Source organism: Roseburia inulinivorans DSM 16841 (genome assembly GCF_000174195.1).
GTDB lineage: Bacteria > Bacillota > Clostridia > Lachnospirales > Lachnospiraceae > Roseburia > Roseburia inulinivorans.
Genome location: NZ_ACFY01000147.1, coordinates 39612 through 54204, shown reverse-complemented (window position 1 = coordinate 54204; position 14593 = coordinate 39612). Strand labels below are relative to the sequence as shown.

Here is a 14593-nt window from a genome sequence, read left to right as displayed (position 1 = left end):
CTTCAGGCATATCGTGAAGGAACGATTGTAGAAAATCCTTAAAAGTGTTATACTACATCTATCTTACCATAATTTACCAGAGTAACATATGGTCTGGAATAATATGATACCAAAGAAGGGAGTTTCTTATGAAAAAGAAAGTAATACAGATTTTATCCATTGCATTGTGCATGGTGTTGTTGTCCGGAAGCACTGTCACGGCAAATGCAGCAAAGAAATCATCGAATACAGGTGCATATCAGGCAGTATTTGATGCAGAATATTATTATAATTCCAACCCGGATCTTCAGGCGGCGTTTGGATATGATGCACAGAAGTTGTTCAATCATTTTGTATCTTCCGGCATTTATGAGGGAAGATCAGGCTGCGCTAATTTCAATGTTGCAATTTACAGAGCCAATTACCCGGATCTTCAGGCAGCATTCGGCAATGACCTTGCATCCTACTGTGCCCATTATGCGGCAAACGGTGCAGCAGAGGGAAGAAATGCAACGACACTGATCTCGGCAGGGGAGGGAGCACAGGCATCGATTGTCCGTGGTTCCTGCACAACGAAGTTTGATCCGAGAGCTTCCAGAGCAACCAACATTGCAGTGGCAGCTTCCAGAATCAACGGTGTAGTCATTCAGCCAGGGGAAGAGTTTTCCTTTAACAGAACGATCTTACCAAGAACGGCAGCAAACGGTTATGTGGAAGCGCCAATTTATGTGAGTGGTAAACATTCCACAGGAACAGGCGGAGGTATCTGTCAGGTATCTTCTACCATGTATTCTGCAATGTTAAACGGAGGAATCCCGGCGACTGAGCGTCACCCACATTCTCTCCCGGTTCCATATCTTCCAGAAGGCAGAGATGCGACAATTGCAGGTAATTATTACGACTTAAGATTTGTGAATATTTATAATACGCCATTGCAGATTTCAGCAGTAGCAGATTTAAGAACCGGTACAGTCAGTGTGACATTGATCCAGCAGTAATTTTTAAGAAAAATAAGAACAGCAAAATACGAAACTTAAGTATATTAGGTTTCGTATTTTGTTTTCACGGAAAAGGGGGATTACGATGAACGGAAAAAAAGTTATGTTAACAATCCAGGGGGAGAAAAAAGAGTATCCGGCAGGAACAAGTTTTTTGCGCATTGCGCAGGATTACAGCGATGCGTATCAGGATGATATTGTTCTGGTATTGTACAATAGGAGACTGCGGGAATTAAATAAGTGTGCAGATGGAGACGGAACCGTAGAATTTCTCACAACCGCAGACAAGACAGGGAAAAAGGCGTACCGCAGAAGCGTGACACTTTTAATGCAGAAGGCAGTCTATAATCTCTGGGGAAAAGGGAATATATCGGTGCGTGTAAAATACTCCATCGGACAGGGAAATTACTGTGAACTTGTGAAGTGGGAGAATGATACAGAGGAAGTTGTGAAAGTAACTGGGACAGAAATCAATAAATTAAAGAATGAGATGTATCAGATGGTAGTTTCCGATATTGAGATCCACAAGGAGAGCATCAATACGGATGACGCCGTGACACTGTTTCATGACCTTGGAATGACAGACAAGGAAAAACTGTTCCGTTACCGGAGAAGTTCCAGAGTCAATATTTATGAACTCGATCATTACATGGATTATTTTTACGGATTTATGGTGCCGTCGACCGGATATCTGCGCTATTATGATGTGATCCCTTATGCGGATGGATTTATGCTTCAGTTCCCGGATAAAAATACGAGAGAGGTCGCACCGTTTGTTCCGGCAGAAAAACTGTTCCACACGTTAAAGACATCCAGAGACTGGGGAAAAATGCTTGAGATCGATACGATCGGAGCCTTAAATGATGCGATCGCAGCCGGAAAAACACAGCAGATGATACTGACACAGGAGGCATTGTTTGAGGAGCGTATCGGAAGGCTTGCCGAGGAGATCATTTCAGCAAAAGACCGCAAATTCATTATGATCGCAGGACCATCCTCCTCAGGAAAAACGACTTTTTCACACAGACTGTCCATCCAGCTGGCTGCAAAAGGACTGAATCCGCATCCATTTCCACTGGATGATTATTATAAGAATCGGGACATCTGTCCAAGGGATGAGAACGGCGAACTGGATCTTGAGTGTCTGGATGCGCTGGATGTGGAATTATTCAACCATGACATGAATGAACTGCTGGCAGGAAAAACAGTCAATCTTCCTATTTTTAACTTCAAGACGGGAAGAAGGGAATATAAAGATAAGCTTATGACACTGGGAAAGGATGATGTGTTAGTCATCGAGGGAATCCATGGCCTGAACGATAAGTTGTCCTATTCCCTGCCGATCGAGAGCAAGTTTAAGATTTATATCAGTGCGCTGACGCAGTTGAATATTGATGAACATAACTGTCTGCCGACGACTGACGGAAGACTGATCCGACGGATCGTCCGCGATGCACGGACACGCGGAACCTCTGCAAAAGAGACCATCGCCATGTGGGATTCCGTGCGCAGAGGAGAAGAAAAGTATATTTTCCCATTTCAGGAAGGTGCAGATGTGATGTTTAACTCCGCGCTCATCTACGAACTGGCGGTTCTTAAAATGTATGCGGAACCATTGCTTTTTGCCATTGACAAAGACTGCCAGGAATATTTAGAGGCAAAGCGTCTGCTGAAATTCCTGGACTATTTCCTTCCAATGCCGAGCGATGGGATCAACCAGAATTCCATTCTGCGTGAATTTATCGGCGGAAGTTGTTTCAATGTATAAATACAATTGAAAAAATTTTCTTGCGAAAAAAATTTTCTTGCGAAAAAAATTTTCTTGCGAAAATTAAAGGAATAGTGTATATTAAGGAGCGTCGCAAAGTTTTTGCGGCGTTCTTTCAGTTTTTAAAATAAGTAGGACAAATGATCGCGGCTGCAAGTGTCGAAAGACCGCAGGTGAGGAAAGTCCGGGCTTCACAGGGCAGAATGCCGGATAACGTCCGGTGGAGGCGACTCCAAGGAAAGTGCAACAGAAATATACCGCCGATTCTGGCTTGACCAGAATCTGGTAAGGGTGGAAGGGCAGTGTAAGAGACTACCGCCTTTCTGGTAACAGGAGGGGCATATGTAAACCCCATTCGAAGCAAGACCGAACAAAAGCGTTGACGTGGCCCGCCAGCTTTAGGTAGGTCGCTTGAAATGGCTGGCAACAGTCATTCTAGAAAGATGATCATTCGTGTCTGCATTTGCAGACGGACATAACCCGGCTTATCGTCCTGCTTATTTTAGATAGAGAAGATGTCAGCTGACATCTTTTTTTTTATGCCGGATTGTTGTATGATGGTGTAAGTGTAGAAATTATCATTGCGCCTGCAAAAAGTGCACCGCAATGTGTATACAAAAAAAATCGTGGCAATCATATATAGAAGAAAGTTGAGGACGATCATGCAGAGTGATACTACCGGATCTTTACAGGAATTTCATAAGATATTAGAAGAGGCAGGAAAAAAAGGAGCTTCCGATATCCATTATGTGCCGAAAGAGCAGCTGCTGCTCCGGATAGATGGAAGGCTTGTGGATATGACAGAGGAATGGAACGTGTCTTTTTCCATGGAGGAACTCATAGAGAAATTGCTGGACAAAAAACAGCAGAAAACATTCGAAGAAAATGGAGAGGTTGAATTTTCCTGCCCGGTTTTCAATAAGCGTGTCCGCGTGAATCTGTTCCGGCAGAGTGGAACGTGTGCAATGTCTGTCCGTCTGTTCGCAGAGAAGATCCCGACACCGCAGATGCTTGGACTTCCGGAGTCGGCAGTGCAGATGGCTGGGAAGAGAAGAGGACTCATTCTTGTGACAGGTGCATCCGGAAGTGGAAGGACAACAACGATGGCATCGATGATCGACCATATTGCTTCTAATTATGAGCGGTCGATCCTGACACTGGAAAAACCGGCAGAGTATCTTTTCCGGAGCGGAAAGTCCATGGTGCTGCAGCGGGAGATCGGCATTGACAGCCGGTCTTATGAAGCGGGTTTAAAAGCTGCGTTAAAACAGGATATGGATGTCATTCTGATCAGTGAGATGGAAGATCTGGATACGGTTTCACTTGCGCTGACTGCGGCGGAGATGGGACATCTTGTGATTGCCGCACTTCCAACCAGAAATGCAGTGGCTTCCATCGAACGGGTCGTGGAATGTTTCCCGGATCACAGGCAGCATCAGATTCGTTCACAGCTTTCGGATGTACTGGCAGGCGTTATTTCCCAGCAGCTTCTTCCGAGACTGGATGGAGGCGGACGTGTGGCGGCGTTTGAAGTTCTTTTGGCAAATCAGGAGATAAAAAGCCTGATAAAGGAACAGAAGTATTTCCAGATACCGTCCGTGATGCGCAGCTGCAGAAAAGAGGGAATGGTCTCCATGGACGATGCCGTGTACGACCTTTATATGAAGAGTATGATCGACTCGGATACTGCTGTCTGCTATGCACAGGATGGTGTGGGCATGCGTCAGAAAGTACAGTTATTTTAAATTATTATAGAAATCTAAAATGTTTCTTAAAAGACAATAGGTGTGTTGACGCGATTTCCTTTGAAGCGTAACATAAAATCACTTGATAGGAGGTCGGAACAATGAGGGAGAAAATACAGCGTTTTATGATTGGAAGATATGGAGCGGATGAACTGGCAAAAGCACAGAGCATTGCTGCACTGGTATTGCTTTTTTTGTCGATGTTCAGCCGTCTTGGCATTTTTTACTGGTTGGCGATCGCGCTGATGATCTATTCCACATGGAGAATGTTCTCGAAGAATATTTCCGCAAGATATGCAGAAAATCAGAAATATCTCAACTACAGATATCAGATGGCTGTGAAGTGGAACCGGTTCAAAAAGCATCTGGCACAGAGAAAAAACTACAGATTTTACAAATGTCCGCAATGTAAACAGAAAGTGAGAGTGCCAAAAGGCAGAGGAAAAATCTGCATTACCTGTCCAAAATGCCGGACAGAATTTGTGAAAAAAAGTTGAAAAATAAAAGGAGATTTTTCCATTGTTTGGTTATATCAATATCAATCAAAAAGAACTATCGGAAGAAAGTAAAAAAATATATCAGGCATATTACTGCGGACTCTGCCAGAAACTCAAAACAAATTGTGGCACAAAAGGACAGATGCTGTTAAGTTATGATCTGACATTTCTGATCGTTCTGCTGACCGGACTGTATGAACTGGAGAACACCGAGACAGAGTTTACCTGTCCGCTGCACCCGACGAAGAAACGGACGGCTTACATCAATGAGGCGACAGAGTATGCCGCAGACATGAACCTGATCCTGGCATACCAGAATCTTTTAGATGACTGGAAGGACGAGAAATCCTACACGAAAAAAGCGTTTGTAAAAATCCTCGATAAGGATTATACTCGTATCGTGTCAAAATATCCAAGACAGGTAAGGGCTTTGGAAGAATTCATGCGTAAGACAGCGGAAGCAGAGAAGAACAAAGAGACGAATCTCGATCTTGTGGCAGGTCTTACCGGTGAGATGCTTGGAGAGATCATGTGCTGGCGGGAGGATGAGTGGCAGGAGGAGATGCGTACCCTTGGATTTTATATGGGTAAGTTTATTTATCTGATGGACGCATACGAGGACTATGAAGCAGACCAGAAGAAGAACTGCTATAATCCGCTTGTATACATGGAAAAAGAAAATGATCAGGAATTTGATACATTCTGTAAATTGCTGCTGACGAGCATGATGTCGGAGTGTGCCAAGTCATTCGAGCGTCTGCCGATTTTACTGCATGCGGATATTTTGCGGAATATTCTCTACTCCGGTGTATGGAGCAGATATGAATACTTACAGCTTAGAAAAAAGAAGCTGGAAGAGAAAAAGACGAAGAGAAAAAAAGAAGACAGGAAAAAGTAACAGGAGAATTATATGATGAATCCATATCAGGTGCTCGGTATTTCACCGGGTGCCTCGGATGATGAGATAAAAAAAGCATATCGGGCTTTAAGCCGTAAATATCACCCGGATGCTAATATTAACAATCCGAATAAGGCACAGGCTGAGGAGAAGTTTAAGGAAGTACAGCAGGCCTATGATCAGATCATGAAGGAAAAACAGTCGGGCGGAAGCTTTGGTGGAAGTTATGGATATAACACCTCCTCCGCAGGTGGTGGAAGCTATCGGTACAATTACAGTGGAAATCAGGGATACAGAACAGCGAATGACTCCCCACAGATGCAGGCGGCTGCAAATTATATCGCAAACCGCTGTTATGCGGAAGCACTCAATGTTTTGAACGGTATTCCATTTGCAGAGCGCAGCGCACGATGGTACTACTATAGTGCAATGGCAAATCAGGGAGCCGGCAATAATATCGTTGCAAAACAGCATGCGGGAAGGGCTGTCGAGATGGAGCCAAGTAATTTTGAATACCGTCAGTTTTTACAACATCTGGAATTTGGAGGTACATGGTACACCAGCATGGGTGATAATTATGACAGACCATATTCCAGTTCCGGAAGCTGGTGCTTAAGCCTCCTGTTTTTGAATATGCTGTGCAACTGCTGTTGTCTGCGGCCATTCTAAGAATTATTTTTTACAAAAATTATGAAATCTGCGATATAAAAAAGTCCCCTTGAATGGGGACTTTTTTGTGCCGTATTTTTATCTGCGGTTTGGATTGGTATATTTCTCTTCACAGTATTTGCAGCGGTAAACTTCTTTTGCCTCATCGGTGAGAAGGAAGATCTGGTCGAGTTCCTGCTCGATGGAAGTGATGCAGCGTGGGTTTTTGCACCGGATGACATTCTTTACCTGTTTTGGCATGTGAAGCTCCTTTTTCTCTACGATCTTGGAATCCTTGATCACATTGACCGTGATGTTGTGGTCAATAAATCCGAGAATATCTAAGTCTAATGCCTCAACCGGACATTCCACTTTTAAAATGTCCTTTTTGCCCATCTTATTGCTCTTTGCATTCTTAATGATGGCAACGGTGCAGTCTAACTGGTCTAATTTCAGATCATGATAAATCTGAAGGCTCATTCCCGCCTGGATATGGTCTAAGACGAAACCTTCCTGAATACCACTAATATTTAACATGTGTACTCCTATCTGTGACGGACGTCACGAAAAATCTTAATATTCAAAATCCATAAAAACTGATTCAGAGTCTGCATCAGTGGATTTAAAGCTTCGCAGTATCGATTTCAAGCAATGTCAGGATCAGTGCCATCCTTACATAGACGCCGTACTGCGCCTGACGGAAGTAGGCAGCTCTTGGATCATCATCCACTTCGACAGAGATCTCATTGACACGAGGGAGTGGGTGAAGCACTAACATATCGTCTTTTGCAAGATCCATTTTAGCTTTGGTCAGAATATAGAAATTCTTCAAACGTACGTAGTCTTCTTCGTTGAAGAAACGTTCCTTCTGTACACGTGTCATATACAAAATATCAAGATCCGGCATTGCATCTTCTAAGCGTTCCACCTCTTCAAATGGAATATTGTTGGCTCTCAATACATCTTCACGGATATAGCTTGGAATCTTTAACTCTTCCGGTGAGATGAGTACGAACTTAATCCCCGGGTAACGGATGAGGGCATTGATCAGTGAATGTACGGTCCGTCCGAATTTTAAGTCGCCACAGAGACCGATCGTCATGTTAGACAGTCTGCCCTTTAAAGACCGGATCGTCAATAAGTCCGTCAATGTCTGGGTAGGATGCTGATGACCACCGTCGCCGGCATTAATTACTGGAATTCGGGATTTTTGGGAGGCTACAAGAGGTGCACCTTCCTTTGGATGACGCATAGCACAGATATCTGCGTAACAGGAAATAATCCGGATCGTATCAGAAACACTTTCACCTTTGGATGCGGAAGAACAACTCGCATCGGAAAAACCTAAAACAGAACCACCAAGATTTAACATGGCAGCTTCAAAACTAAGTCTTGTTCGTGTACTTGGCTCATAAAAACATGTTGCAAGCTTTTTGCCATCACATGCATGGGCATACTTGCCAGGAAACTTCTCGATATCATTTGCAAGGTCTAAGAGTTTGTCTAACTCTTCGACGGAGAAGTCTAATGGACTCATTAAATGACGCATATAAACCTCCTTATAAATACCTGCTCTTTTATAAGAAATAGTGATATTTCTCTCAGGCATTTTTACTATCATATAATAATCATTTTCCAAATTCAAGAGAAAAATTATTTACGTTATATTGGTACAAAATAATAAAATTTTCAGAAATTTTTGGTCGTCAGCTGGCTTTTTATATTGCAGTTTGAAAGCAAAAAAGCTATAATCAAATAATCATGAGGATGAAAAGCAATCCGGAGAAAAAAGGAGTATCATATGGCTGAAGATATCAGGACAATGCATGAAGAAGACGAGGATGAAGTAAAATACTGTGAGCGGAAGAGATTATTATTTTTCGGTCTGCCATGGACGTTTACAAAGTATACGATCACACCAAGCATGCTGACGATCGATCAAGGTCTGTTAAAGACGGAAGAAAATGACTGTTACATGTATAAGGTACAGGATGTGAAGCTGACAACGACACTGTTGGAGCGCATTTTCGGGCTCGGAACGATCACCTGCTACACTGGGGATGTCACGAATGCGGAACTGAAACTGATCCACATCAGAAAGTCAAAGGAAGTCAAAAATTATCTTTTGAAAGCATCAGAAGCGGCACGTATGAAACGCCGCACATTAAATACACTAGACATTGGAGCTGCGCAGGATCTGTCGGATGCTCTGGATTCATGATCTAAAACTTACTTAGAGAGGATTTTCTCAAAGATCAGTCCGGCAGCCATCCATACCGGCGCATAGTCAAGACGGATGACACCATTTATGTTTGTGGGAGCATTGCTGTAATCCCAGGGACATAGATGGTGTTTTTTTAACAGGGAACCACTTAAGTACTCAAAACAGAAAATACCTGTGGAATAGATAAAGCCCCGGAAGAGAGCAGGGATTTTTTTAAAGTATCTGTACAGCGGTTTGATGATACATGCCATGCCGTAAATGGGAAACATCCAGACGGAAGTCTGCCCGATCAGGCGCAGGTCATGCCGGCTGCAATTGCCGATGGAGGTAAAAAGAATTTCAAGGCACCAGCCCGTGAGTCCGCAGATAAAAAAATTTCGCCGCATAATAAAAGTCTCCTGTCTTTTTTTATAATATGCCACAGATCCATTGATTTCATACATGGAATCGAATGGGACAACTTGTAAAATCAGCCTTCTTGTCATATAATAAAAAAAGTACATTCTGCCATTAGGCAGGGGAGCAGTATGCAATTATTACGCAGTCTGTTAAAACAGATTTTATACGAAAGTGTAAGGGGAGACGATGACCGGAAGATAACGGATATCTGTTGTCATTCTGAAAAAGTAAAAGAAGGCTCCCTTTTTGTTTGCATAAATGGATACCGAAACAACGGTCATGAATATGTGCCACAGGCGGTGGAGCATGGTGCAGCGGTACTTGTTGTGGATGACCGCTATGTGATCGAGAGCCGGTCTGGACCGGTGATTCTGACAGAACATATGAAGGTGAATGTGTATGAGTTGATCCGTGACAGAAATATCTGTGTGGTCGCAGTGAGAGATACCAGAAAAGCACTCTCTGCGCTCTCGGCAGCTTTTTTTGATCATCCGGCAGAACGGATGAAGATGATCGGCATCACAGGCACGAATGGCAAGACGACAACAGCATTTCTGACTGCGGGGATTTTGCAGGAAGCCGGTTACCGGGTAGGAATGATCGGAACAATCGAATCCTATGATGGAAGAAGGAGAGAGACGGTGAAAAACACCACGCCGGAATCGTGCGAGATCCACAGGCTTCTGTCCCGCATGGTGGAAAATGAATGTGACTGCTGTGTGATGGAGGTGTCCTCGCAGGGCATTGCATTGCAGCGCACGGCAGATATTTTTTTTGATATCGGCGTTTTTCTGAACATAGAACCGGATCATATCGGAAAGGGGGAACATGCAACTTTTTCCGAGTATCTGTACTGCAAAAGCAGGCTGATGCGGCAGTGTGGCATTGGCATTGTGAATCAGGATGATCCGAATGTGGATAAGATACTTGCAGGACATACCTGCGAGGTGGAGAACTTCTCCATCCGGCACCCTTCGGACGTGATGGCGGAGGACGAATGGTATGGGATGGAATCGGGCAGCTTACAAAGCCATTTTACGGTAAAAAGAGAGTGGCGGAGAGAGGATATCGTCATGCAGCTTCCGGGGCAGTTTAATATCTATAATGCGCTTGCCGCCATTTCTGTGGCAGGGCATTTTTAAGGTGGACCGGGAGCAGATAAAAGCAGCGCTGGCAAAACAGATCGTGCCGGGAAGATGTCAGAACATGACGGCTGGGACCGGGTATGTGTTCCTGATCGATTATGCCCACAATGAGATGAGTCTTCGGAATCTGCTCGAAACTTTACGAAAATTCAAACCGGCAAGGCTGATCGTGATTTTTGGATGCGGAGGAAACCGCTCTGTTTTGAGAAGGTATCAGATGGGAGAGACGGCAGGCAGACTGGCAGATTTTACCATTATCACCTCGGATAATCCAAGGTGGGAGGATCCGGAGCGGATCATGAACCAGATCGAGGATGGGCTGCGTGGCGCAGTGTGTGCAGGGGAAAAGCCATCTTACATAAAGATCTCAGACCGCAGGGCAGCAGTGGAATATGCCGTTTCGATGGCAGAGAAAAGGGATATTATTGTTTTAGCCGGAAAAGGACACGAGAGTTATCAGGAGATCAAAGGAATCCGATATCCGTTAGACGACAGAAAAATAGTACAGGAGGCGCTGGATGGCGGAATACGCGAATATCATTGTTGATATATTCAATGAAAAATTAGATAAAACATTTCAATATAGGATTCCGGAAGCAATGAAGGAAAAACTGACACTTGGAATGCAGGTGTATGTCCCATTTGGCAAGCGCAACATCAAGGGATATGTTGTGGAACTGACGGATGAACCGGAGTTTGAGGTGGCAAAGATCAAAGAAATTATCGGGATCGTGACAGACAGCGTTCCAATTGAAAGCCAGTTGATCGCACTGGCAGGCTGGATGAAGAAAAACTATGGAGCGACCATGAACCATGCGTTAAAAACCGTCATTCCGATTAAGAAAAAAAGCAATGCAGTGGAACACAAAAGCGTCCGCCTGAAGCTGACAGAAATCGAAGCCAAAAGTGAACTTGCAGAATTTGAACGGAAACATCAGAAGGCGCGTGTGCGGCTGTTGTCTGCGCTGATTGAGAATCCACAGATGGATCAGAGCATGATCACACAGAAGCTGAATGTTTCGGGAACGGTGATCCGGGCATTAGAGACCATGGGAATCGTGGAGGTGGTCAGTGAGCGGTCCTACCGCAACCCAGTGTCACATTTAGACAGCAAGGGGTATCATCTCACGTTAAACGAAGAACAGCAGTCCGTGGTGGATGCGATCGAGCGGGATCTGGATCAGAAAATTGCAAAAACCTATCTGATCAAAGGCGTGACCGGAAGCGGCAAGACGGAAGTGTACATGGAACTGATCGCCCATATGTTAGCGCAGGGAAAACAGGCGATCGTGCTGATCCCTGAGATCGCGCTGACATTTCAGACCGTCATGCGGTTTTACAACCGTTTCGGAGACAGGGTTTCCATCATGAATTCCAGATTGTCTCCGGGAGAGCGGTTTGACCAGTTTGAGCGGGCAAAAAACGGGGACGTGGATATTATGATAGGCCCGAGATCGGCGTTGTTCACACCTTTTTCAAAATTAGGGCTTATTATTATCGATGAAGAGCACGAGAGCAGTTATAAAAGTGAGACACTTCCGAGATACCATGCAAGGGAGACTGCGATCGAGCGTGCGAGAATGTGCGGTGCGAGTGTCGTGCTTGGCTCGGCAACTCCGTCTGTGGAAAGTTATTACAAGGCGAAAACAGGGGAGTATGAGCTGTTAGAGTTAAAGCACCGTGTAGCAGAAAAACCACTCCCGAAAGTAGAGGTCGTGGATTTAAGGGAAGAGTTAAAAGCAGGCAACCGTTCCATTTTAAGTGTACGGCTTCAGGAGCTAATGGAGGACCGCCTGAAAAAGGGACAGCAGATGATGCTTTTTATCAACCGGAGAGGGGTTGCAGGCTTTGTCTCTTGCAGAGCCTGCGGTCATGTGTTAAAATGTCCGCATTGCGATGTGTCTCTAAGCCAGCATGTGACAAGACAGCATCCGGAAGGAAAAATGGTCTGTCATTACTGCGGATATGAGATACCGATGCCGAAAACCTGTCCGGCGTGTGGTTCGCGGTATATCAGCGGATTTAAGGCGGGTACGCAGAAGATCGAGATGATCGTCAAGGAGCGTTTCCCACAGGCGAGGGTGCTCCGCATGGATATGGACACCACGCGGAACAAGGAAGGCTATGAACAGATTTTATCTGCTTTTGCCAATCAGGAAGCCGATATTCTGATCGGAACCCAGATGATCGTCAAGGGACATGATTTCCCAAATGTGACGTTAGTCGGTGTGCTGGCGGCAGACCTGTCATTATATGTCAGTGATTACCATGCAGCAGAACGCACCTTCCAACTTCTGACACAGGCGGCTGGAAGAGCAGGGCGCGGAAGTGAGCCCGGAGAGGTTGTAATCCAGACGTATCAGCCGGATCATTACAGCGTGCAGGCAGCAAAAGAGCAGGATTATGAAGCATTTTATGAGCAGGAGATGGAGTACCGCAGGATGCTTTTATATCCGCCGGTCTGGAACATGCTTGTGATCTTATGTGCATCGAAGCAGGAGCAGACCGCTTATGATTCCGCAAAGCTTCTGGTGCAGGAGATCGACACCTGGCAGGAGAACATCAAAGCTGCAATGGAGCGCGTGGGAGAGGATTTTAAAAAGAAACGGGTTTTCCCGGTTGGACCTGCGGATCCGGCAGTGGCAAAAGTGAATGACATCTATAAAAAGGTGATTTATATAAAACAAAAGATTATCAGACGCTGGTTGAGTTGAAAGACCGTCTCGAACATTACATGCGTGATAACAGAGCATTTAAAGATACGGTCGTACAGTTTGATTTTAATCCAATGAGTGGTTTTTAAAAACAAGGAGGACATTATGGCACTTAGAACAATCCGTGTACAGGGAGACCCTGTATTAGAAAAAATCTGTAAACCTGTGAAGGAGCTGACACCGCGCACAAAAGAGCTGATCGAGGACATGTTAGATACCATGTACGAGGCAAACGGTGTTGGACTTGCAGCACCGCAGGTGGGTATCTTAAAAAGAATCGTAGTGATCGATGTGGGCGAGGGCCCGGTCGTGATGGTAAATCCGGTTATTCTGGAGACATCCGGGGAGCAGACCGGCGATGAGGGATGTTTAAGCATTCCCGGAAAAGCCGGACAGGTTACAAGACCAAATTATGTGAAGGTGCATGCATTTGATGAAAATATGGAAGAATATGAGATTGAGGGCACAGAGTTAATGGCAAGAGCCATGTGCCACGAGATCGATCATCTGGACGGACATCTTTACGTGGAAAAAGTGGAAGGCCAGCTTCATGACGTTACCTATGAGGAAGAGGAATAGGCGCAGAGGGAAGAAGCAGAAAAGAAACCGGAAGCGAGGAGAGGATCATGAGAGTTATATTTATGGGAACCCCGGATTTTGCAGTGGGTACATTAGAGGAAATTATAAAAGCAGGACATGAAGTAGTGCTGGTTGTCTCACAGCCGGATAAAGCGGTTGGAAGAAGCAAGGCATTAAAGTACACACCGGTGAAGGAATGTGCGGTTGCACATGGGATTGAAGTGTATCAGCCGGCAAAGATCCGTGCAGAGGAAAGCGTAGAATATTTAAGACAGTACAATGCGGATATCATCATTGTAGAGGCTTTTGGACAGATCATTCCAAAAGCAATCCTTGATATGCCGCGTTTCGGATGTGTGAATGTACATGCGTCCCTGCTGCCAAAATACCGTGGTGCAGCCCCAATCCAGTGGGCAGTGTTAAACGGGGATCAGGTCACAGGCGTCACGACCATGCGTATGGATGAAGGTCTTGATACCGGGGATATGATCATGAAGCAGGAAGTGATCGTGGATGAGGATGAGACAGGCGGAAGCCTGTTTGACAAGCTGTCGGAAGTAGGGGCAAAGCTTTGCGTGAAAACGATGGAAGCAATTGAAAATGGTACAGCTGTTTACACACCTCAGGATGACGCGCTTGCAACCCACACCGGAAAGATCCAGAAAGAGATGGGAAGTATCGACTGGTCAAAAGATGCAGAGGTGATCGAGCGTCTGGTGCGCGGCTTAAATCCATGGCCGAGTGCATATACAAGGATCGATGACAAAAACCTAAAGATCTGGCGCGCAAAAGTCATTTCCCATGAGGTGAAAGCCGCTCCGGGATGTATTTTAAAAGTGACAAAGGACGAACTGGAAGTCCAGACGGGGAATGGAGTATTAGCTTTATTAGAGGTACAGTTAGAAGGAAAGAAACGAATGACAACGGATGCCTTCTTAAGAGGATACCAGGTGACAGAAGGCAGTTTCTTAAAACGTTGCTGATAAGAAAGGATGATTA

The 14593-nt window shown here is 45.0% G+C and carries 14 protein-coding genes, 1 other RNA gene and 1 pseudogene; 13 read left to right on the top strand and 3 right to left on the bottom strand.

The genetic code is table 11. The features are described from left to right. The first annotated feature begins 128 nt into the window (after positions 1 to 128). The 7 genes from ROSEINA2194_RS15410 to ROSEINA2194_RS15385 all read left to right on the top strand — a co-directional run bounded on the left by ROSEINA2194_RS15410 (position 129) and on the right by ROSEINA2194_RS15385 (position 6554). On the top strand, positions 129 to 977 hold the full coding sequence (locus ROSEINA2194_RS15410; RefSeq protein ID WP_007889509.1) for a VanW family protein: 849 nt from the start codon (positions 129 to 131) through the stop codon (positions 975 to 977). Positions 978 to 1062: 85 nt separating this feature from the next. Beyond that, positions 1063 to 2745 carry a nucleoside kinase gene (locus ROSEINA2194_RS15405; protein ID WP_007889508.1) on the top strand — a complete coding sequence of 561 codons (1683 nt, stop codon included), beginning with the start codon at positions 1063 to 1065 and terminating at the stop codon, positions 2743 to 2745. 128 nt (positions 2746 to 2873) lie between these two features. Then, an RNA gene (gene rnpB, locus ROSEINA2194_RS19880) (RNase P RNA component class A) lies at positions 2874 to 3249 on the top strand. Between the two features lie 104 nt (positions 3250 to 3353). Continuing rightward, positions 3354 to 4490 (top strand): type IV pilus twitching motility protein PilT, encoded by a 1137-nt coding sequence (locus ROSEINA2194_RS15400; RefSeq protein ID WP_172727140.1) that lies wholly within the window; start codon positions 3354 to 3356, stop codon positions 4488 to 4490. Positions 4491 to 4591: 101 nt separating this feature from the next. Further along, positions 4592 to 4987, top strand: coding sequence for a hypothetical protein (locus ROSEINA2194_RS15395; protein WP_007889494.1), 396 nt, complete (start codon positions 4592 to 4594; stop codon positions 4985 to 4987). A 22-nt stretch (positions 4988 to 5009) separates the two neighbouring features. After that, positions 5010 to 5885 carry a DUF5685 family protein gene (locus ROSEINA2194_RS15390; RefSeq protein ID WP_007889492.1) on the top strand — a complete coding sequence of 292 codons (876 nt, stop codon included), beginning with the start codon at positions 5010 to 5012 and terminating at the stop codon, positions 5883 to 5885. A gap of 12 nt (positions 5886 to 5897) precedes the next feature. Then, a complete protein-coding gene (locus ROSEINA2194_RS15385) occupies positions 5898 to 6554 on the top strand; it encodes a DnaJ domain-containing protein (protein WP_007889491.1) in 657 nt (218 codons plus the stop codon). Positions 6555 to 6632: 78 nt separating this feature from the next. Here the strand turns inward: ROSEINA2194_RS15385 and ROSEINA2194_RS15380 are convergent, their stop codons facing one another. Both ROSEINA2194_RS15380 and pyrB read right to left on the bottom strand, forming a co-directional pair. Next, positions 6633 to 7070 (bottom strand): aspartate carbamoyltransferase regulatory subunit, encoded by a 438-nt coding sequence (locus tag ROSEINA2194_RS15380; RefSeq protein ID WP_007889489.1) that lies wholly within the window; start codon positions 7068 to 7070, stop codon positions 6633 to 6635. Between the two features lie 85 nt (positions 7071 to 7155). Beyond that, the gene (gene pyrB / locus ROSEINA2194_RS15375) at positions 7156 to 8082 is read right to left on the bottom strand and encodes an aspartate carbamoyltransferase (protein WP_044928435.1); all 927 of its coding nucleotides are present in this window, start codon (positions 8080 to 8082) and stop codon (positions 7156 to 7158) included. 252 nt (positions 8083 to 8334) lie between these two features. Here pyrB and ROSEINA2194_RS15370 point away from each other — a divergent pair, with 252 nt between their 5' ends. Further along, the gene (locus ROSEINA2194_RS15370; RefSeq protein WP_007889484.1) at positions 8335 to 8754 is read left to right on the top strand and encodes a PH domain-containing protein; all 420 of its coding nucleotides are present in this window, start codon (positions 8335 to 8337) and stop codon (positions 8752 to 8754) included. Between the two features lie 8 nt (positions 8755 to 8762). Here ROSEINA2194_RS15370 and ROSEINA2194_RS15365 read toward each other — a convergent pair whose 3' ends face one another. Then, on the bottom strand, positions 8763 to 9143 hold the full coding sequence (locus ROSEINA2194_RS15365) for a putative ABC transporter permease (RefSeq protein ID WP_021923308.1): 381 nt from the start codon (positions 9141 to 9143) through the stop codon (positions 8763 to 8765). Between the two features lie 141 nt (positions 9144 to 9284). On the opposite strand from ROSEINA2194_RS15365, the gene ROSEINA2194_RS22265 reads away from it, so the two are divergent. The 5 genes and pseudogenes from ROSEINA2194_RS22265 (at position 9285) to fmt (ending at position 14577) form a co-directional block, all read left to right on the top strand. After that, the gene (locus ROSEINA2194_RS22265; protein ID WP_007889482.1) at positions 9285 to 10298 is read left to right on the top strand and encodes a Mur ligase family protein; all 1014 of its coding nucleotides are present in this window, start codon (positions 9285 to 9287) and stop codon (positions 10296 to 10298) included. Position 10299: 1 nt separating this feature from the next. After that, positions 10300 to 10848: a glutamate ligase domain-containing protein gene (locus ROSEINA2194_RS22260; RefSeq protein WP_252832669.1), complete on the top strand. Its 549-nt coding sequence runs from the start codon at positions 10300 to 10302 to the stop codon at positions 10846 to 10848. Continuing rightward, positions 10820 to 13104, top strand: a pseudogene (gene priA / locus ROSEINA2194_RS15355) (replication restart helicase PriA). The gene ROSEINA2194_RS22260 and the pseudogene priA overlap by 29 nt, the downstream one beginning before the upstream one ends. A gap of 16 nt (positions 13105 to 13120) precedes the next feature. Continuing rightward, on the top strand, positions 13121 to 13594 hold the full coding sequence (def, locus tag ROSEINA2194_RS15350; protein WP_021923305.1) for a peptide deformylase: 474 nt from the start codon (positions 13121 to 13123) through the stop codon (positions 13592 to 13594). A gap of 47 nt (positions 13595 to 13641) precedes the next feature. Continuing rightward, on the top strand, positions 13642 to 14577 hold the full coding sequence (gene fmt, locus ROSEINA2194_RS15345) for a methionyl-tRNA formyltransferase (protein WP_007889471.1): 936 nt from the start codon (positions 13642 to 13644) through the stop codon (positions 14575 to 14577). The last annotated feature ends 16 nt before the right edge of the window (positions 14578 to 14593 follow it).